Genomic DNA, 19,976 nt, shown 5'->3' with positions numbered 1-19,976 from the left:
TTCATAAATAAAAGGCAGTTGGTAGCAACTGCCTTTTTCTATTATTCTTATGGTTGAACCTATTTCTATAATTATTATCCTTACTACGCTGGTACTTTCAGCCTTTTTTTCGGGCTTTGAAATAGCCTACGTATCGTCTAACAAAGTACACTTAGAAATCCTTAAAAAACAAGAGGGTGTGATAGCAAATGTCCTTACTAAACTCACCCGAAAGCCTTCTAAACTGTTGGCTACTATGCTCGTGGGCAATAATGTTGCCTTAGTAGTCTATGGGTTTGAAATGGGCAAAGTAATGACCGCCCTTCTACCCGATTTCTTCCAAAATGTGCTTTGGCATACTATCATTTCCACTCTTATTATCCTCATCACGGCAGAGTTTATGCCTAAAGTATTCTTCCAGATTTACGCCAATCAGTTGTTGAAACTGTTTGCTATTCCTGCTTACTTTTTCTACTTGTTGTTCTACCCGCTTTCAAGTTTGGTGATGTGGATTTCCGATTTTGTATTGCGAGTATTCTTCAAAACAAAAGGGGATTACGTGCCTCTTTCGTTTACTAAAGTAGAATTAGTAGACTACATCTCCGAACAGCTCGAAAATGTGCCTAAAAAAGAGGAAATGGATAGTGAAGTGCAGATGTTCCAGAACGCTTTAGAGTTTTCGGGAGTAAAAGCGCGTGAGATAATGATACCACGTACCGAAATAGTAGCTGTAGAACTCAATGAGTCTATAGAAAATCTGATTGCTACTTTTGTCTCTTCGGGCTTCTCCAAAATATTGATATACAACGAAAATATAGATGATATTTTGGGTTATGTCCACTCATTTGATATGTTCAAGAAACCCAAAAATATCAAAGAGGTGCTTATTCCTATTGTAAATATTCCTGAAACTATTCAAATAAACGAAGTGTTGAATATTCTTACCCGCAAACGCAAAAGTATGGCGGTAGTACTCGATGAGTATGGCGGTACCTCGGGGATTGTAACCTTAGAGGATATTGTAGAAGAACTCTTTGGCGAAATTGAAGACGAACACGATAAAGATAAATTTATAGAAGAACAACTATCAGAAACTGAATACCTATTTTCAGCTCGTTTGGAGGTAGAATACCTCAATGAAACCTATCACTTAGAAATTCCTGAAAGTGAAGAATACGAGACTTTAGGCGGCTTTATAGTACTTCACAACGAGGGTATCCCCACCCAAGGTGAGCTCATACAAATTCCCCCATTTTCTTTTGTTATAGAAGCTTGTTCTCAAACCAAAATAGAGACCGTAAGACTTGTAGTGAACAACGAATAATTGTTAATTGATAATTAGTTGAATGTGCTAATGAAAAAAAGACTCTCCCTTTCGGAAGAGCCTTTTTTCACAATGCATATAAATACTACTACTAACTCCAAAATTAATACTTTTAAGCTTATAAAAAATTTTATGAACTTAAAAGTATTTGTTTTTCTCATAAAATTTTGTCTATAAATAGCTTAATAAATGATCTTTTTCAGTAATTTAATTTTTTTCAAATTTTGCTTTAATGATGTTTCTTATAGTAAGCAATTTTGATTAACATATTAGCAATCTCTGTTTCTCAAAATCTTGTTTTCAATGAAATAATCTTTATCTAACAATGTTTCTTATAGCAATTTTTCAGTAATTTGTTTAATTCAGTTTTTTCAAGCAATTTTCAGTATAATCATTTATTATGATTTATGATGCACTTGCAAGTTTTACTAACATCCCGTCTGTCAAACTTACACTTACTATATAGAAAATAGCGTGCCAAAAATGAAAAGTCTATCTGTTTTACATATAAGTTGCTTATTATCAGTGTTAAATAAAGTTTTGATGCCTCGTGCCAAAAACTGATTTTAACACTTTTTGTATATGCGCTACACAAGAATTTTGTATAACTTTCTCATTTTACACGTTGTTAGCTCATACTTCTTCTCTTAAAAATCTACGGTTACCCCTAATTTTTTAGCAATAATTGTAGTAAAATAGCACTGAGAGAGGAATTATATCTTTAAAAAAATAGTTCAAACTTGTTTATAACTATTCAGTTAGAGCTTCCCCAAAATGTTGAATTGTTGAATTACTTTCTCTTCCAGAGACAGCTTTGCCCATAGCCTTTTCAATTAGATTGAGCAGACGTTTTGCTCTATCTACAATAAAGGCATCAAAACTATCTATTTTAAGTAAAGTTGGGTTTATATTATGGGATTCTAAAGCATAATCTATTTTATCTTCTGAAACTCCTTTGTTCCGAATGGTCTGAATATAAAGACTTGGAGCTTTACCACCTATTGAACGATTGGTTGTAGCGTAGATGGGTGTCTTATTTATTACAGAGTTCCATTTTCTTTGTGGCAGATTTTCCTTTGTGCAATATGCTTGTGGGAAAATATGATGAATATCCGTAAGTTCTAAGAGATAATTAGCAATTTCCATATCTTGTCCACTCATAAAATCTTTAGGGTGTTGCTTGTTGATTAAAGCCATAACACCTTTGTATGCAGCACTGTTGCGAGTTTGCAACCATAATAACCGGGTAGCATCAAAAGTTGCTCTTGTAACGGTTTCAGGCACAGCATTCTCATTCTCCATCCATTCAAAGATTCCTACTATATCTTGGGCAAATCTAGTTTCATTGGCACTGCCATAAAGTTCACCAAAAACACCACACCAAAACCACTTAGCTAATAAATCTAAATTTTGCATTAAACTTAGTTTTTTGCCATTCAAATTATCGTATGCAAAAATGGCTGCAAGTGGAATGAGCTGAGTACTATAGGGAATGTCTATTGATTTGTAGATTCCTTGTTGAACCATAAAATTAGCGGCACAAGTGAAACCCTGCTTCAAATCTTCAAGATGGGTGAAAAAATCATCATATTCTAACTTTAACACATCCTTTTTCTTACAAGATACTGTTTGTCGCACTCCTTTTTTCATTTTTAAGTATGATAAAAGGAGAGTCATTGAGGTAAGAAAATTTGGTCCTGAAAGGTCTTTAAGTAATTTGTCGTTTCTCTTGTTGAAATCTGTTTTTAGCGTATTCCACTCCTCTCTTAGATTTTTACTGCCCATTGCAGCAAATTTTGCAGTAACAAGCTCGAATACTGTGAGTGTAACACCACCTGTATTTACATTCTCAAAGATTTGGCATACAGCCTCTGGAGTAGTATCTTTGGCAAGGGTAATAACAGGGAATGTATATTTCTTCAAAGGTTCCAAAATTTCTTGCTGAAACTTTTGAACAATAGGCATTGCCTCTTTATTATAAGTGATTAATCCCCATATCCAATCCATAGTGTCTGAAAAGGTTAGGTTAAGAGGAAACATCAGGTTCTTATACTCATCTTCTCTTGTACGCAAATCAAGAATGATTTCTCGTCCTATATTTTCTGTCTTAATTTTATCCTCAGATATTGATATAATAGCATCTAATCGGTCTATTTCTGGGTTAATTGCTTTCTCTATATCAATATAATAGTATCGCTTGATGGTACTATCTTTATCTGTATCCATTCTTGTAACAACAGGATTTTTACTCATAAACACTTGGTAGAGAGTAGTGAGACGCTGTTGTCCATCCAAAACCAATGAATCGGGCACTACACTCTCGTATTGCTTGTCTACCCCCTCAAATAAACGATACTTGAATTTTATACCTGTATCTGCACTATAATCAAGAAACATTGCTGCTCCCATAGGGAAATCGGAAGTTAAACTTTCTATGAGTTTGCAAATTCTCATATCATCCCATACCCAACTGCGTTGAAAGTCGGGTAATTGGCTTTTCCCGTTGCCTACTGTCTTAAGCAATTCAGAAAGATTAGTGTCATTTGATTTTACTGCCATATATTTATGTTGGTTATGTTTATTAAAGAGTATTTTACACGTTGTTAGCTCATGCTTCTTCTCTTAAAAATCTACGGTTACGCCTAATTTTTCAGCAATAATAGCATTGATATAGGCTGAAAGAGCAGGGATTTTTACGCTTTCTAATACAGTATTAGCAAAAGCATAAGTGAGTAGGGCAGCCGCTTCTTTTTTGCCTATGCCTCGTGTTTGCAGATAGAATAAAGAGTCTGCGCTGAGAGAGCCTACGGTACAACCGTGGGAACACTTCACATCATCGGCGAAGATTTCGAGTTGGGGCTTGGTGTATACTGTTGCCTTATCGGAGAGGAGGATATTGTCATTCTGCTGATAAGCATTCGTTTTCTGGGCGATTTGTTCTACCATTATCTTACCATTGAACACATTGGTAGCTTCATCACTTACGATACTCTTATAATCCTGATGACTCTCACAGTTAGGATATGCGTGGTTCACCAGCGTATAATGGTCGGTGTGTTGTGAGCCTTTGAGGATACTCAACCCTTTGAGGGTAGATTCTAAATGCTCGCCTTGGTGATAGAAATTGAGGTTGTTGCGAGTGAGTGTACCCCCAAATGAGAAGGTATGCACGCTGGCGTGGCTATTTGCTTCTTGCGAAATATAGGTGTTATCAATAAGAGAAGCGCTAAGACTATCGTTTTGCAATTTGTAATAGTCGAGGAAAGCTTCTTTGGCTACAAATGCCTCGGTTACTGCATTGGTAAGGATAGCCGTAGCAGTATCCGATAGGTTTTGGTGTACTTCAATGACTTTGAGCTGTGCATTCTCTCCCACGGCAATAATATTGCGCGGCTGATAGCAAGTGGTTTCTTTTCTGTCGTTGAAATACAACAATTGTATAGGTTTATCTACTACTTTCCCTTTAGGTACTTCTATATAGAGCCCTTCTGAGGTAAAAGCTGTGTTGAGGGCTGTGAATATATCACCTTTTTCGGTATTGGTATTAAAGTATTTTTTGATAAAGGCTTCTCCGCCCTTGTGCAACGCCTCTAATAGAGGGCTAATAGTAGCGCCTGCAATCTCTTTGCTCGACATTTCGGGGCAGTAATAGCCGTTTACAAACACAAGCTGATAGCAATCTGCGATAGCGTACTTGTGTAACACTTCGGGTGAGAGGGTTGTTTTATTGTGAATAGGTTGCCACAAACTGTAATCAGTAGCTTGGAGGTCAGAGAGTGAAGTGTATTTCCACGCTTCTACTTTTTTATGTGGGAAACCTTTTTCGGCAAAGAAACTAAGGGCTTCTTTGCGAATGTCATTTAATATATCGTCTTTATGAGGGAATGCCTCGAAGGCAGTAACCCATTTTTCTTTTAAATTCATCTTCTTAATCTTTTAATTCACTTGGTAAGGGTATTGTGTATAACTTCTTGCAATTTGCGGCATAGCTTGCTGTAGGGTCAAGACCGAAAATTGTAAGGATTTCATCTTTGATAGCTTTGTTGAAAGGAGCGCGCAAATCTCTATCACACCAGCATAAGTCCTCGCCACTGAGCATTTGCGCTAAACGATGTTTTCTATACATCTGTGGTGAAATACCATTTCCTCTATTGTTATAATCCAAATTATCGGTGAGGGTTTTGAGTTTTTCGGCTCTTTCGTCAAAGGCGGCTTCACTCATTCCTAATTGTATCAATCCCCATTGCAAAAAATATTTAGGACCGCCGTATAACATAAATCCATCGTCTTCAAAGTTGATAGGGAAGTCGTATTCTTCATCGGGGATAGGAACGTTGCCTATAATTTCGTATTCGCCATAGAACAAATTGTTGTCCATCATCACGTTAGAGGGCATTGTTTTCTGCTGTTGCAATACTTCTATAGCTACATTTTTAGTATCGGAAGCATATACAAAGAACTGTATCATCACAGGTCGACCGAAAAGAAATCTCCAAAAATGGTTTTTGGGGATAATATTTTCTTTTTGAACCTTATAGATATCTAAAACCACTCTGCCAAATCCATATTGGGTGCGATTGAGTTTAAAACAGAAAATATCGCCTTTTTTGAATTTTACGTGCTTTCGTTTCTGTTGTTTAAATTCGGCTATTTCCTCTAAATGATTTGCTGGTGATTGAGCGATAAAATCAGCTATTTGCTGTGGGATAGAGGTTTGCTTTCTATCGGAAGGCTTTTCCCAAAGAGTGTCGTAAAAAGTGATTTCGGAGGTGTAGCTTGTTATTGCCAACCGGTCATTTTTGATTTCTACCCACACACCAATAGGGGTGCGTTTTTCAAAATGATTGGCTTGCAAAGGCACTTCTTTACCTTTTTGGGTTTTAGGTAACAATATTTTGCGGTTGCGTGTCGCTTCCTCGTACTGTTTTTCAATATACTTTTCCTTTGTGGAGATGATTTGCCTTTTGATGATATCGCCGTCAAAATACAATATGCTCTCAGGGCGGTGTTTGTCGCCTGCCAATAAAACCCTATCCCAATGAGGTAATATAGGGTCTAAGCCTACGTATTTGCGTTGTTCGTTGTTGAGTTCAAACATACCGATTTGTCAATTTGTCGATTTAGCCCCCGTTCCCCCGAAGGGGGACAAGCCAGTATGAACCGTACGGGTGATTGCTAATATTCTAATTTACTAATGAGCCAATGGTATATGGCGTTACGATCGCTATCTACTTCGGTATATCCTCCTATCAGCTGACCGTTGTGATAGTAGAGTTCGTCGATATCGCTTACTAAAAACTCTTCTACCTCATCTTGATAAGGTTCAAAACCTTTGAAAATGATTTCGTCTTCCACTGTGAGGGTACTGATATCAAAAATGTAATGCCGATTGCAATACATATCAGTAATCAGTATTTTGTCACCTTTGAAAGGTTGTGCTATGGCTCCCCAATCCTTGGAGAAATGGTGTTTTTTGAGTGTTTTTAGCGATGGATAACTCATTACATAAAGCTCTGCCTCGTAGAAATTGGTGAATACAGCTTCTTTTTCACTGAGCATACAGCAGAAATCTACATCATTAGGCAATTGTTTGGCTACTTTTAGTTTTTCGTTTTCAAAAGATAGCAGATAGCTCATACAACCATCTTGTCCGCCATAGAAAGTGATGACCACTTTGTTATTAGGCAATGCTTTCAGCTCTATATTAGCATCGTAGATTTCGTCGTCCATAGGTATAGACGCCAAAGCCTTCCCTTGCAGGTCATACACCCATACGGTGATGTGCTGGGCATCGTGGCGCTGGGCAAGCCAAATTTGCTGGCGTTCTATCGCTAATAAAGCCCCCACAATAGGTTTGTTTATTTGCCAAAGCAGTTCTTTTTCAAAAGTGTAGAGTGAAAATCCTTCTGACTCATTGCATACGCCTATTTGCTGATGTTCATAGTTGATAGCAAAGATGTCTTTTCTTTTTGAGAACTGAAACGCCTCAGGTAACAAAGGGTTTGTTAAGGTTTCTGTGTATTTTTCAATGAGCATAACCGTAATTAATCATTAATAATTAATAATTAACCATTATCCTTTCAGCCAATCATAACCTTTAGCTTCCAATTCTAAGGCGAGGTTTTTGTCGCCTGTTTTTACGATTTTACCATCGGAAAGCACGTGTACATAATCGGGGACGATGTAGTCTAAGAGGCGTTGGTAGTGGGTGATAACGAGCACTGCGTTGTTTTCGTTTTTGAGTTTGTTCACCCCATTGGCGACAATGCGGAGGGCATCGATATCGAGACCAGAATCGGTTTCGTCGAGGATAGCGACTTTGGGCTCAAGCATTGCCATTTGAAAGATTTCGTTGCGTTTCTTCTCACCGCCAGAGAATCCTTGGTTGAGGGAGCGAGAGAGGAAATCGGGGTTTATTTCAAGAAGGGCAGCTTTTTCGCGTATTTTCTTGAGGAGTTCGGCAGCAGGCATATCGGGGAGTCCTTTTGCTTTGCGACTCTCGTTGATAGCTGTTTTGATGAAGTTCGTTACAGATATACCAGGGATTTCCACTGGGTATTGGAAAGACATAAAGATACCTTTGTGAGCGCGCTCTTCGGGGGCATCTTCTAACAGACTTTCGCCTTCTAAGAGGATATCACCCTCGGTTACTTCGAAGTTTTCGTTGCCTGAAATTACCGAAGAGAGGGTAGATTTTCCGGCTCCGTTAGGTCCCATAATGGCGTGTACTTCACCTGCTTTTATTTCTAAGTCAATCCCCTTGAGGATTTCTTTGCCGTCCACACCAGCGTGGAGATTTTTTATTATTAACATTTTAATTGAGTTTAGCGTTAAGGGCGCAAAGTTCCGATATTATTTTGAATTATGCAAAATTAGGCGTTTATTTCTCATTGTGTATTGCGTCACAAAGGCGGAATATCAGTAGTTGTTTTATAGATAGGAATGAGGCTTCGTCTTGCCAAGTTTGGGCGTATTGGCGCAGGCGTTCTGCTCCTTCATCCCAATCTTCATTGTTTAACAAGCACTCGGTTACATATCCGCTTTTTGTACGTGCTACAAAACATTTTAGCGACTGGATACGGTATTCGGTAGTGAATTTTTGAGGCAGAATGTCTATCAGAAGGTTGTAGAAATCTCTTTCATTGGGAGGCGTTTGCCATTTTCCTAACAAATATAGGTTGCCTATAGAGGTATGCCAATGATAATTGTCCCGATAGATATCGCAACCTTTATCAAAAAGGCAACCCAAACTATTGATGATGGCTTGGAATGTAGTAGAAAGATAATTTTCTATGAATGAATCTATCTTTTCTTCATCGGTATCACCAAAACCTGCTATATTATCCAAAATTCCTTGTGGGAAAAAACCATCCTCTAAATAAGTGCCTATATGCATTGGCAACACACTTTTATGAATATCGGGGGTGATAGGGATAGGATCGAGCTCAATACGCATTTTGTCGCCTATTCGTATCATAAGATTAGGCAAATCAGGAGTGGCATCATAGCCTTGATCTCTTATCTGTTTAGAAAGTTCTAAAAGTATTATTTCTTCCATAATATATATAATTCATTAGCTTAATTTCTCTAAAAATTCTAAGAAACTTCCCGCTACTTTGCGCCATTTCCACTGACCTGCTCCGTGGGGAGCTTTGTAGATAGGCGCATCGTTGCCATCACTTTTGGAAAGGTTGAGTATATAAGGGTCGGCATCTTTATCGGCGATTACGAGCCAATGGGCTTTCCAATCGGGGAAGAGTTCATCATCGGGACTACTGAAAGCATAACCGCATTGATGCTTTATTAAAGTATTAGCACCATACAGATTGATGCCCTTGAGGAAAGCATCATCAGCAGGCGAAAAGCGCTCTAAGAAAGTGAGATAAACCGCAGGCAGTTCCCAACGCGTTTTAATATTGTCGATAACTTGCTTTTCGGGTACTTCCAAAATAGCGCGGTTGTATTGATATGATTTTACGTGCCAAAACGCTCTCTCCTTTGCTAAAGCCTGCTCTATTTTAGCCATTGCCTTTTCTAAGTCGGTTTGTGGATTTTGTAGCAAAAAAGGAAACTCGCTGTGTGCTTGTTTTCTTGGGTAACCTTGCGCCTGCCATTCAAGTACTTTTTCTATAGGTAGGGCTTGCCAATAAGCAGGGTCGGAGGGGAGGTCGTTATTAAAAGGCTGTCCGCTATGTTCAGCTAAGGCGATGATAGCACTGCCTTTATTTTCTTTGTTATCCTCCTTTTGCAAGTAGTCTACCAAAAAAGGATAGCACTTGTCTCCCTCTACTTTCAGCAGTCCGCTAAAAGCCCAATAGGGTAAGCCTTTGGATATCATTTCGTAGAAGAAAGGTGCGAGCGCAGTGTCGTTTTCGGTCACAAGTTCCGAGATACGTGCGATTACAAAGTTGCGAGCGTGGGTAATTTTGCTTTCTTTTACTGATCGTACTAAGGTTTGTAAGGTTTCTTGACGCATTTTCTCGCCGTACTTCTTTACTATTTTTCTTACCAATTCGTGATACTCACTGCCATCGGTAGTGGTGAGGAGTTTTTGAGAGAGGTCGCTGAAATCTTTTTCTTGTTTAGTCATTATTTTCTTGTTCAAAAGTTACGGTTACATTGGGGAATTGCTTCAGCACCTCAATACGCTCTTTGAAAGCACCTAAAATATACTCTTCCCACGGGATACCATACTGGTCGTTGTAGTACAATTGCATTTTCTTGCTGTACTCTAAGCGGTCGGTAACGGCTTTGTTTTGTCGCCAATTGAGGGCTTTGAGGGCATCATACACTTTGTCGTTTTTAGCAGGAATAGGACTTACCCGTACATAGAGTGTTCCGTCTATATATCGTGGAGGGGTACTTTCTACTTCATTTTCAGTTGTATATACAAAGGTCTTTTCGCCTGCTATGGGGATATATTGCTGCAGAAGTTGCTCCAATTCTTCATCGGATAATAATCCTTGATAGGTTTGGGTAGAATGTGGCAACACACGTGTGAAATCGGTGAGTTTCCGGCTGTAAACATCTTGTATTACTTGCCGTTGCGCCTCGTTGCTTATGTAAGGCAGGTGGCTTTGTAGTAGGCGGGTAATATTCTCGTAGAAATCACCTTCACTGCGTACGAGCGACCCCTCGTATATATCGTTCACCGAGTTGAGCATCTCATAGAAAAAAAAGTCTTCGAGGGTGTTTGCTAATAGTTCAGCCTCGTCCGAGTCGTGTTGTAACAAGGCAATAGGAGGTGTGGGTTTAGGGTGATTTTGGTCGTACAAAAAGCAATAATAATCACCGCCACCCGTTTGTCCGAATGGAATAAAAAGGTAATCGGGATTGATACTGAACCAACTGTCCTCGCCATTGAGTTCTTCAACAGTTTCGGCAATATTAGTAAGTGGGATTAACTCAAAATCACCGCTGTACAAAAAAAGCGGTGGGTGATTTTTAAGTTGTGGATATACTTCTTTACTCCAATGTGAAGTGTATTCGCCTATATCGAGCATTTGGTCAACATAAAGCCGATGATATAGTTCAGGATATTGAAATTGGTATTGTTGTTCTAAGGTTTTTAACATAAGGAGGAAATTAGCAAACTATACTTCTTTGTGTACGTGAATAGCATCCGATTGGTGGAGGGGGGTGACGGTAATATCGGTAATCTGCACTTTATCAGGTAGATTGACGATATAGGCGATAGTGTCGGCAATATCTTCGGCATATAGGGGTGTGATGCCTTTGTATACATTATCCGCTTTCTGCTGGTCGCCTTTGAAACGCACCTTGCTGAAATTGGTCTCTACCAACCCTGGTTTTACGTTGGTTACCTTTATATTTTTGTCCATTAGCTCTATGCGCATCGCATCGCTGAGGGCTCTTACGGCAAACTTGGTTGCGCAATAAATACTGCCATTGGGGTAGGCTATTTCTCCCGCTACCGAGCCGACATTCACTATCGTGCCCACCTTACCAGTGGCAATCATTAGCGGAATCACACTGTTGGCAATATAGGTAAACCCTTTGATATTGGTGTCGATCATCTGGTCTATATCTTCTATGGCGTAGGTATGGAGGTGTTGCAATCCTATTGCCAACCCTGCATTGTTGATGAGAATCTCAATTTGTTGCCATTTTTCGGGTAAGGATTGGATATTTTTCGCCACCTCTTGGTAGTTTCTCACGTCGAAAGCTAAGGTAATGACCTCTATAGCGTGTTCTTTTTCGAGTTGGGTTTTCAATTCAGCCAACACCTCAGCACGGCGTGCGCAAAGAATGAGGTTTACGCCCATTTGTGCCAGCTTTTCGGCTACGGCTTTACCTATCCCACTGCTGGCGCCCGAGATAAAAGCGATTTTTCCTTTGATACGATTTAGTTCCATTTGTTTAGATTTTTAAGATTAATTGTCAATTCTATTCCCTGACGCCTGATACCTGACACCTGACACCTACCTCCATATTTTCTTCATTACCTCCTCGACAGTAGGCTCGTGATACTTGCCTTTTTTATCCTTAGTGGTATTGAACACAGTAGGGTCGAAGTGTGGACAGTTGAGTGCTAAAAACTTATAAAAGTATTGATGTGCGTAGAACATATAAGGCATAAACTCCTCCTGAAAGTCGTTTTCGCACTCAAATTCATTGTCTATAATGATACGAACAAAAGCAGTGATATCTTCACGAGTGAGGTTGTTATGCTTTACAGGGTCGGGCATTGCCAGATCAAAGGCAAAAACCTCAATACCATTGCCTTCCCACCATTCCCATAGCCAAATATCGGAAAGGTCTTTGCCCGTAAGCTCACTAAGATATTGCTCCATCGCCTTGTATTCTTTATCAAATACTTCCTCAGGAGTGTCTTCACTTTGGGCATCATGAAAAGCTTCGTAGTCTTCCAAACGTTTTAGTACAAGTGGATACAGCTTTTCTGCTGTCGCAAAATCGGGGCGTAGTTCTTTTCTTAAAGTGTTCATTAGTTTATTAATTTTATAAGCTGAAAAAGTGCAAATCAGGATAACTCACTAATGACACTTTTTCATTTTTTAGGCTACAAAGATATAGATAATTTGCTAATTACCAAAATATCACTACCTTTGCTATTAGAATAATAACGTTATGGATAAACAAAAAATAGAAGAACTCACCAGTACCTTGTGCAATAGTATTGTGAGCGATTTGAACCAAATGAAGGACACTCACAAACAACCTTATGCCTTGGCATTGGTTGGCAATGATACTATGGAGCATTTCTTTTTAGCATTAGCCAATACTGAAGACTTGGAGAAGATTCTATCAGAAAATGAGGTAACACCTACTGATACTGACGATTTTCTATATTTTAAATGGTCGCCTAATGAATGGTTGTGTATGAGTTATGATTTAGAAGATAGTCAGTTGAAAGCCTTTAATAAAAAACTTAGGGAAGAGGTGAGTGCTATCAAAAGTGATTGTGATAACTATAGGAAAACTATGCTTGAAGTGTGTATGGCTGCTCTTGCTAAAGCCAAACCTCAAATAGAAAACTCATTAAAGCATAGCAACCTGCCTATTTTTGTATCATTTACTGATATTTCAAAACTACAAGAAATTGAGAACTACACCGCTTTACAAATCAATTCCAGAGAAGTGTATGAGGCTTTTAGTACTCGTTTTGCCGAATTGGATTGGGGAGAAGACTTGGGGGTGTATGCTCCTTTCTAAAAAACATTAGTTGATTTATAAATGAAGAATTTAGAACTTAAAATCCCACCAGCTGCAGTATGGTTTATCTGTGCCTTGATAATGTGGGTGCTTGCTCGTTTATTGCCTTTTGGCGCATTGCCTCACTTGCCTGCACTGGCTATAGCTGTCGCAGGGATAGGTATAGGAGTTGGATTAGCTAGTCTTTGGAGTTTTTACAAAGTCCGCACTACTATCAATCCTCTTGAGCCATCGCAGGCTACTCATTTTGTTTCAAAAGGGGTATACCAGCTGAGCCGTAACCCAATGTACGTAGGCTTGGCTTGCTGTTTGCTCGCTTGGGCGATATGGCTATCTTATCTTTTAACTTGGATAGGAATACCGCTATTTATAGCTTATATGACACGCTTCCAAATCATTCCAGAAGAGCGCGCTCTCAGACTGAAATTTGGCAAAGAATACGAAAACTATTGCTTGAAAGTACGTCGCTGGCTATAATTTTAATTGCCATACCCCAATACCCTCAAACTATCTTCTGTTTTTAATAACTGAAACTGACATATACTGTGGAGCAAGGTTTCGATAGCGTTGAGGTCTTGTGTCTCGTAAATGGGAGGGACTGACTTGCCAATATATGCCTTTTGCCAGCGTGCTTTGAACTCTATATATTCAATTTCGCGGTAATAAGTAGGGTGTTCACCAGTGGTAATATTTTCCGAAATATAATCTTCTTGAATGTACAAATCGCTGTCATTGCCTACTTTGTGCCAAGCGATTTCGTTCACACAATAGCCAAAGAAATCATATATTTCGCACTGCTTGATAAGATTTTTATGAGCGATGATAGCCGTAAAGAGTTTGCGCCATTTGGCATTGCTCATATACGAAGTCGCAAAGGTGCTTATTTTCTTTTCCAATTGCTCTATATAGCGATGGTAGTCTTCTGTGGATGGAAATAGTTCCTTGTATTTTTGCATAGGGGTATTTTTAATTAACAAATTGTCAAAATTATTATAGACTTCTTCTTCCTTCTCTGATATAGAATATTTCGTGATAAGCGATGTTAAACCAGCCGTCTTCTATCATATAAATAAATTGCTCCCAAAGACTTCCTTCCTCTAATAATTTAGGATTAAGTTCACGAATAGACTCGGTTACTTGCTGGGCGACTTTATCCAGTATTGCAAAAAGTTTTTCTTGGGTAGATGTATCACTACCTTTGAGCTGAAATACCCCTGCTAATAAGCGACTATAACTTTTGATAAACTCGTCGAGTGAATGATTCACCCACACCACAGAGGCGTCGGTATAATCGTCGTTAGTAGAGAGTAAGTATACATTCCCCTTGGTATTCAGTACAAAATAACCATAACAACATTTTTCAAAACATTGGAAGTGCTGCCCTTGCTGTTGCATAGGTACAAGTTCATCGGGAAAGCGAATGAAGTAAAACCCCATTTGTGGATAGTCATTTAGTAGGGCAAACTTGTTTTGCAGTACCTCATCAAGGCTCATTAGCTGGGGTTGAGGAGAATGCAACTCAGCGGTAATGCCGGCTTGGTGTAGGGCTTCTATATCGTCTTTTGTAAAACTAAGCATATTTCTTCTCTATTCTTTTGGCAATAGTTTTTCCTGTGTTTTTGTAATAGGCTTCTGTAAAAGAGAGTGCTTTGAGGTAGGGGATATCACTCTTGTTACCAAATGCTTGAAAACACACTGCTGCACTACACATTAGTATTTCGTCTTTTTTAGACTGCCCAAAGCTGATAATTTGCTTTAAGATAGGTACAAAAGCCTCGTGAAGGTCTTTGTTTACTTTCTCGCCTTTGAGCTGGTGTGATATATCACAAAGTTCATAGGTGTATTCTTTTACAAAATCCTCCTGTTCATCGGTGATTTTAGCAGAAAAATTTTGGGCAATTTCCAGAAAAGCAGGGAGTGATTCCTCAGTAGGTAACCCTTTCAATACTCCAAAAATGATGCTAAAAAAGTCTTTTGTTTTGTGTATTGATTTTACCAAGCCTTGTACCCCTTCTTCTAAATAAATGCAAAGGGCATCTACCCACGAGGCGAAAGGCACAATAAGCTCATCATTGAGTGGTTGCCAATGGTATTGCGCTACCATTTCCTGCAAGGGAGTAATGTATTCCTTATTAGGCGTTTTGAGAATTTTCAAGAGGTCTTCTACCTCCAAATTGCCTTTTTTCTCCAACTGATGGAGCTTTTTGATGTGTTTTGCTACTGCTTCGGTCATATTTTTTAATAATTTAAAGGGACTTATAAAGCTATTTGCGTGGTAAAGTCCACCATCTTTTAAACAGGTATCGGTGGAGTACCCTATTGAGGATAATTGTTGCTAAAAATACAATTATTAGATTTCTATCATCGCGCAAATATTCCTTTACTGGAAAAATAGTTTCTTCTTTTTTAGCTAAATAAGCATACTCCTCATTAGGCTTGTACCAAATGTATATATAGTTTTTATCATTTTCCTTTTGAACATAGTTATAAAAAGTACCTTTTTCAATATTCACAATTTCAATAGTAGTTTTACCCTTGTTCACTTGGTTTGAATAAGCCTGCCGAGGGTAGCGTGGAGCCCCTTTTGTAGTAGAATATATGACAGAATCAAGTGTTACAAACCTTTTGGTATAGGTATCGGGATTAAAGATCATATCACGATGCTGCACAAATGAAATTATCATTAATATCAAACCTCCAATAATCATAACAAGTAAAACCCCATACGAAAGGATGTATGTATACCCCAGTATTTTCCTTTTCATAAAGATAGATTTCTTTTAAAACTCTTCAAAATCGTTACTATACTATCATTGATAGTGTAAAAACATCTAACTTAGCGTCCATAAGCCTTTGGCTTTTAGTTCATTTAATTCAGCTTCCGAGACTACTTGAAAACCATCGTCATCATCGTCATCATCGTCATCGTCGTAGGAAGTGTAACCCCATTCCAAGCCAAAGTTTTCCATAGCATCTAAAAGAGTATCAAATAACTCTTGTTGAGTGCTGCCTATAAAAATAGCTGTGGCTCGGTTTGTGTCTCAATGTATGGCAAGGGTAATGACTATTTGAAAATCGGCATCGGTAAAGGTGCGTTGCCCTTTCCAGCTGAGGGAGGTAAGCTCGGTATATTGTTTTTCTATATGAGCAACTGCTTGCTCGGGTACTTCAAAGTTTTCCATACCCCAACCGCCCATTGCATTGGCATTGTAGGGCAAGCCTCCCATCACACCATTGTAAATGGCGAGGTAGAGCCAAAAGTCGGAGAGACTTTGAGTTTCTTGTATCCAATTGGGGTCGGTTTCAGAGCCGTAATTACCCCAAACGGGAGGGTTAGGGGTGTTTAAATCTTCTTTGCGAATTGCCCATATCACTACTCCTTGGTTTTCTTCACAAAAGCATAAGTAATCCCCTGCAAAATACAATTGCTGAGGTGTAGCCAACGAGTTATAGGATTGGTTTACACTTTTGGTTGCCCCTAACTGTAAGTAATAGGCTCGGAACTCCTCAGGCAAGGTGATGTGTAAGCATTTTTCAGCTTTTAACAACTGTGCTTCCGAGAAGCCCTTGCAGTCCTTTGCCGTGAGATTGTATAATTTTTTGATGTTTTCCATATCAATATTTCAGCAAATAAAAGCCCCATATCATATTGCTAAACTCTCCTGCTACAAAGCTGTGTGTCTCGCTGTTTATCACTACTTTATAAAGACAAAAAGACCTTTCGGCGTGATAGAGAGGGTCTGTTACTTTTACATATTCTCCCGTTTCTTGCCATTTGTAGTCAAATATATTTACGCCAAAGAGTTTTACCTCGCCTTCTACTCCCGAGGTTTCAAACTGCCACGTTTTTTGCTTGAATAATTTCATACTAAAATAATTATTAGTGCTTGACTGTGGGTAACAAATTGTTACTATTGAAGGCTACGTCCTACCAATTTTTTATAATCACTATCAGCTTCTACACATAATAAAAACTGCTGTTTTTCAAAGAAATGAATGAGCTTCTCGCCTCCTGAGATTACAGTTGTATCTGTTATCCTCTCTTCTTGCAAAGAGAACTTCCATAGATTGTGGTCATTGCTTAAAAAGAGTGATTGCTCATCCTCTGAAAGTTGTATAGGATTATAAAAAGGTATATCCAATTGATAATCCTTTTGAGAACCATCTGTTTTCAGTACTCGTATGATGTACAAAGGATCCATTTTAGCTCCTGTTCCATAATTGGCATAAGTCTTTGGTGGCGTATATTTTCCCAAATGGAAATACCAATTGCCCTTACTATCTCGGCAAACAGAATGAAAGCTGTCTGTTTTAAAAAGGAGTTCTATTTTGTTAGTTGTGGTATCATAGCGCTGTATTACTCCATTTTGGTCAGAAGCTATGATGTAAGTGTCTGCTTTTTCTCGTGTTATCAAGGCACAGCCTTCTCCTTTGATTCTCTTTTTCCTTGTACTTTCTTCTATATAGTTGTAAGCGGTAACAGTTATACTGTTGAAATTCATTAGTATAAGGGTGTCTTGGTCATTGGAGGCTATATAATCAGAAAACTTAGGTATGCCTTTTTCGTGTTTTTTGACTACTGCCAAAGTCTCTCTGCTCAGTTGAAATATCTTATTATCAGTAATAGCAAATATATGTTGCCCATCTGCGCTGAAATACATACAGCGCACAGTGTTGCGTATCAACACATTGGCTACTTCTTTACCCGTAGAGAAGGAGAGCTTGTGCAATCGCATAGAGGCATACATTGAGCCCCAACCATCAGCTACATAAAAATGGTCGGAATTAAAAGGGTCGGCAAGTGGAGGAGTAAGACTCCCAAAAATACCGTTTTTCAGTGTTGTTTTCCAAATGATTTCTGTTTGCATAGTGTTTTAATTATTAACGATTAGGTTTAAAAACTTCGGTGGTACTTCATCGGTAAGCCAAACCCCGTTGGCAGAGAGGTAAAAAACATACCCTGCCTTATGCATTGCTATTGTATTTACTTTAAAAATGACAGGTTTGCCGTGTCGCGCACCTACTTTGGTTGCGGTTGCTATATCCATACTAAGGTGTACGTGTTGGCGGGTTTGCTTTTGGAGTCCGCTTTTGAGAATGCTCTCTACAAACCTGCTGGCAGTGCCGTGATACAAACATTCAGGAGGTGTTTGGGGCTGTAATTCTAATGTTACGGCAAGCGAATGCCCTTGATTGGCGCGTATTTTTGTGTTATCCTCGCTAAAAGCATATCGCTGTTTGCTATCAGTAGCGACGATTTCTTCTAATATTTTAAGACTGAACACTGGGAATTTACGCTTCATATTCTTAATGAGCACATTCACCTCAGCCCAACCGTGTGTGTCGAGGCTAATACCAATCGCCTCAGGGTGGTGTCGCAGTACCAAACTGAGAAACTTGCTCTCTTTTTTATATTTTTCTTCTTTAGACATTGTTCTATATCCTTTAAACAAACACCAATCCTATTTGCTGTAAGTAATAGTTCTTCCCTACTTGTTCTTTTGCCTTGTCGGAAATCCAAAAATCGGGTTTGAGCAATTGCTCTCCTTTCATTATCTTTGCTTTATGGCTGATTTTCTTAATCTGCTTGATGATATCCTTGAAAATGGCATACATAGGGTACTTTTCGGTGTCGTAATTACCTCTTAGGTTATCGTTCTTGTCTGCAAGACTGATGGTTTTAGGATAGGTGAGCTTGAGCCCGAATGTGTTTTCAGGCGCGTGATAAATGGTAGAGAGCAAGTTTTTTTCCTTTTTATAGAGAAGATAAAATGGATCAAGATTCATAAAAGGCTCTTTCGTACGCACTCGTTTATACTTAACAGCATCTTTCTTGTTGTCCTCTACTTCGAGGAAAATGAGTTTTTTGGTTTGATCAATCATACTTTGTCGCATCTTATCCTCGATAGTCCATAAAGTTTTGTGATTATACTTTTCCTCACGGAGTAGTATTTTTTCATAATATTGTTGATAAGCATTAAAGATTTCCTGCTTTTCAGTGCTGATATAGTCTATATCCACTAGCATATTGCTAGTTACAAACTCATAATCATCTCTACTGAATACCGCTTCAAACTCCTCAGGAGTGATTACAAAATTAAAACTTTTGTGCCAAGTGTTTGCAAAATACATAATGATAATTATTTAGGGGTTAGCTTTTAGTTGCTATTTAACAATTATTTCCGAAACAAGTTCCTCGCTGCTTTCTCACTGCATTTTTGGTGTTTAGCATAAGCCTTAGCAGCACGCAGGCGTATCTGTTCATCGCTTTCACCATTCACATAGCCCGTAAGTGCATCGTGAAGCGTGTAGGCTTCGGCAGCCATCAATCCTGAAGTCCAAACCAGTGGATTTACCTTTGCGTGCTGCAGGTGAGGCTCGAAAAAACGCTTGCTATAGCACGCCAAGATAATCACATCGCGTGTCTTGCCATCGGTATTTTTATAAGTGGTATTGAGCTGAAAATCCATCAGTCCGTCGTGTCCTACATACGCAACCAAATCGGCATTGCCAGCAGCGGCATTTTTCAAGAAGTTTTCTGTACAAGTTTTGATATATTTGCCGTCGTAAGCATCGGCGATGAGCGTATAGTTTTTAGTAGCGTGCTTAAAGGTTACTCGCTCCAAAATAATATCACTATAAGGCTTTTCCGATTTTACGAACTTCCATTCCTTACTGCGTTTAAAATAAGTGCGCACGCCATAACCACAACCCCAATAAAGGTTACTATCGGCATCTTGCCCATTGCCAATCCCTTTGGGTACTGGCACAATGCCCTGATACTTATTATCGCAGAGGGCTACCAAAACGTGTATGGTTTTCGTTTGTTGCGCCCATATAGGGGCTGTAACCAAGCAAAAGAATAATAGGAGGTGTTTCATTGTGTTTTCAGTCAAATATTTGTTTGTCTATTGCTAAGAAAGAATCTTTTATAGTTTTAATTATTTCAATCGAAATGTCTCGTTATATTCTTCTTAAA

Annotated in this window: 22 protein-coding genes and 1 pseudogene; 3 read left to right on the top strand and 20 right to left on the bottom strand. The window is 38.8% G+C overall.

All coding sequences use genetic code 11. The features are described from left to right. Positions 1 to 49 precede the first annotated feature (49 nt). Complete coding sequence (locus DR017_RS06785; protein WP_002679469.1) at positions 50 to 1,303, top strand: hemolysin family protein; 1,254 nt, start codon at positions 50 to 52, stop codon at positions 1,301 to 1,303. Positions 1,304 to 2,053: 750 nt separating this feature from the next. Here the strand turns inward: DR017_RS06785 and DR017_RS06780 are convergent. The 10 genes from DR017_RS06780 to DR017_RS06735 form a co-directional block, all read right to left on the bottom strand. Continuing rightward, positions 2,054 to 3,862: a DUF262 domain-containing protein gene (locus DR017_RS06780; RefSeq protein WP_002679331.1), complete on the bottom strand. Its 1,809-nt coding sequence runs from the start codon at positions 3,860 to 3,862 to the stop codon at positions 2,054 to 2,056. 63 nt (positions 3,863 to 3,925) lie between these two features. Next, the gene (sufD, locus tag DR017_RS06775; RefSeq protein ID WP_002679537.1) at positions 3,926 to 5,227 is read right to left on the bottom strand and encodes a Fe-S cluster assembly protein SufD; all 1,302 of its coding nucleotides are present in this window, start codon (positions 5,225 to 5,227) and stop codon (positions 3,926 to 3,928) included. 4 nt (positions 5,228 to 5,231) lie between these two features. Continuing rightward, positions 5,232 to 6,401, bottom strand: a complete 1,170-nt coding sequence (locus DR017_RS06770; protein WP_002679386.1) for an immunity 26/phosphotriesterase HocA family protein — start codon at positions 6,399 to 6,401, stop codon at positions 5,232 to 5,234. Positions 6,402 to 6,478: 77 nt separating this feature from the next. Then, positions 6,479 to 7,339: a hypothetical protein gene (locus DR017_RS06765; protein ID WP_002679374.1), complete on the bottom strand. Its 861-nt coding sequence runs from the start codon at positions 7,337 to 7,339 to the stop codon at positions 6,479 to 6,481. A 36-nt stretch (positions 7,340 to 7,375) separates the two neighbouring features. Next, positions 7,376 to 8,116, bottom strand: a complete 741-nt coding sequence (gene sufC, locus DR017_RS06760) for a Fe-S cluster assembly ATPase SufC (protein ID WP_002679493.1) — start codon at positions 8,114 to 8,116, stop codon at positions 7,376 to 7,378. A 67-nt stretch (positions 8,117 to 8,183) separates the two neighbouring features. After that, on the bottom strand, positions 8,184 to 8,861 hold the full coding sequence (locus tag DR017_RS06755; RefSeq protein WP_002679458.1) for a DUF6348 family protein: 678 nt from the start codon (positions 8,859 to 8,861) through the stop codon (positions 8,184 to 8,186). Positions 8,862 to 8,876: 15 nt separating this feature from the next. Then, positions 8,877 to 9,893 carry an SMI1/KNR4 family protein gene (locus DR017_RS06750; RefSeq protein ID WP_002679274.1) on the bottom strand — a complete coding sequence of 339 codons (1,017 nt, stop codon included), beginning with the start codon at positions 9,891 to 9,893 and terminating at the stop codon, positions 8,877 to 8,879. Then, on the bottom strand, positions 9,886 to 10,878 hold the full coding sequence (locus DR017_RS06745; protein WP_002679525.1) for an SMI1/KNR4 family protein: 993 nt from the start codon (positions 10,876 to 10,878) through the stop codon (positions 9,886 to 9,888). Before DR017_RS06745 ends, DR017_RS06750 begins: the two co-directional genes overlap by 8 nt. 18 nt (positions 10,879 to 10,896) lie before the next feature. Then, positions 10,897 to 11,679: an SDR family NAD(P)-dependent oxidoreductase gene (locus DR017_RS06740; RefSeq protein ID WP_002679479.1), complete on the bottom strand. Its 783-nt coding sequence runs from the start codon at positions 11,677 to 11,679 to the stop codon at positions 10,897 to 10,899. A gap of 66 nt (positions 11,680 to 11,745) precedes the next feature. Beyond that, on the bottom strand, positions 11,746 to 12,270 hold the full coding sequence (locus DR017_RS06735) for a hypothetical protein (protein WP_002679423.1): 525 nt from the start codon (positions 12,268 to 12,270) through the stop codon (positions 11,746 to 11,748). A gap of 142 nt (positions 12,271 to 12,412) precedes the next feature. Here DR017_RS06735 and DR017_RS06730 point away from each other — a divergent pair, with 142 nt between their 5' ends. Together DR017_RS06730 and DR017_RS06725 are read left to right on the top strand one after the other, a co-directional pair. Further along, positions 12,413 to 12,997: a DUF4303 domain-containing protein gene (locus DR017_RS06730; protein WP_002679264.1), complete on the top strand. Its 585-nt coding sequence runs from the start codon at positions 12,413 to 12,415 to the stop codon at positions 12,995 to 12,997. A 21-nt stretch (positions 12,998 to 13,018) separates the two neighbouring features. Further along, the gene (locus DR017_RS06725) at positions 13,019 to 13,474 is read left to right on the top strand and encodes a methyltransferase family protein (protein ID WP_002679419.1); all 456 of its coding nucleotides are present in this window, start codon (positions 13,019 to 13,021) and stop codon (positions 13,472 to 13,474) included. Between the two features lie 2 nt (positions 13,475 to 13,476). On the opposite strand, the gene DR017_RS06720 is transcribed toward DR017_RS06725, so the two are convergent. The 10 genes and pseudogenes from DR017_RS06720 to DR017_RS06675 all read right to left on the bottom strand — a co-directional run bounded on the left by DR017_RS06720 (position 13,477) and on the right by DR017_RS06675 (position 19,878). Next, entirely contained in the window at positions 13,477 to 13,953 is a 477-nt protein-coding gene (locus tag DR017_RS06720) for a hypothetical protein (RefSeq protein ID WP_002679347.1), read from the bottom strand. A 34-nt stretch (positions 13,954 to 13,987) separates the two neighbouring features. Continuing rightward, positions 13,988 to 14,575, bottom strand: a complete 588-nt coding sequence (locus DR017_RS06715; protein WP_002679220.1) for an SUKH-4 family immunity protein — start codon at positions 14,573 to 14,575, stop codon at positions 13,988 to 13,990. Beyond that, positions 14,568 to 15,230 carry a hypothetical protein gene (locus tag DR017_RS06710; protein ID WP_002679231.1) on the bottom strand — a complete coding sequence of 221 codons (663 nt, stop codon included), beginning with the start codon at positions 15,228 to 15,230 and terminating at the stop codon, positions 14,568 to 14,570. Before DR017_RS06710 ends, DR017_RS06715 begins: the two co-directional genes overlap by 8 nt. Before the next feature lie 31 nt (positions 15,231 to 15,261). Next, complete coding sequence (locus DR017_RS06705) at positions 15,262 to 15,762, bottom strand: hypothetical protein (protein WP_040361195.1); 501 nt, start codon at positions 15,760 to 15,762, stop codon at positions 15,262 to 15,264. A 66-nt stretch (positions 15,763 to 15,828) separates the two neighbouring features. Beyond that, positions 15,829 to 16,611, bottom strand: a pseudogene (locus tag DR017_RS06700) (SMI1/KNR4 family protein). A gap of 1 nt (position 16,612) precedes the next feature. Then, positions 16,613 to 16,864, bottom strand: coding sequence for a hypothetical protein (locus DR017_RS06695; RefSeq protein ID WP_002679394.1), 252 nt, complete (start codon positions 16,862 to 16,864; stop codon positions 16,613 to 16,615). Between the two features lie 44 nt (positions 16,865 to 16,908). Next, complete coding sequence (locus tag DR017_RS06690; protein ID WP_002679412.1) at positions 16,909 to 17,865, bottom strand: hypothetical protein; 957 nt, start codon at positions 17,863 to 17,865, stop codon at positions 16,909 to 16,911. Positions 17,866 to 17,871: 6 nt separating this feature from the next. After that, a complete protein-coding gene (locus DR017_RS06685; protein WP_002679226.1) occupies positions 17,872 to 18,429 on the bottom strand; it encodes an RNA 2'-phosphotransferase in 558 nt (185 codons plus the stop codon). 13 nt (positions 18,430 to 18,442) lie between these two features. After that, complete coding sequence (locus DR017_RS06680) at positions 18,443 to 19,129, bottom strand: hypothetical protein (RefSeq protein ID WP_002679467.1); 687 nt, start codon at positions 19,127 to 19,129, stop codon at positions 18,443 to 18,445. Positions 19,130 to 19,173: 44 nt separating this feature from the next. After that, complete coding sequence (locus DR017_RS06675; RefSeq protein ID WP_040361193.1) at positions 19,174 to 19,878, bottom strand: hypothetical protein; 705 nt, start codon at positions 19,876 to 19,878, stop codon at positions 19,174 to 19,176. Between the last annotated feature and the right edge of the window lie 98 nt (positions 19,879 to 19,976).

Source organism: Capnocytophaga sputigena (genome assembly GCF_900446695.1).
In the GTDB taxonomy this organism is placed as follows: domain Bacteria; phylum Bacteroidota; class Bacteroidia; order Flavobacteriales; family Flavobacteriaceae; genus Capnocytophaga; species Capnocytophaga sputigena.
The sequence above is the reverse complement of the archived record's forward strand: the minus strand, read 5'-3'. Positions and strand labels throughout refer to the sequence as shown.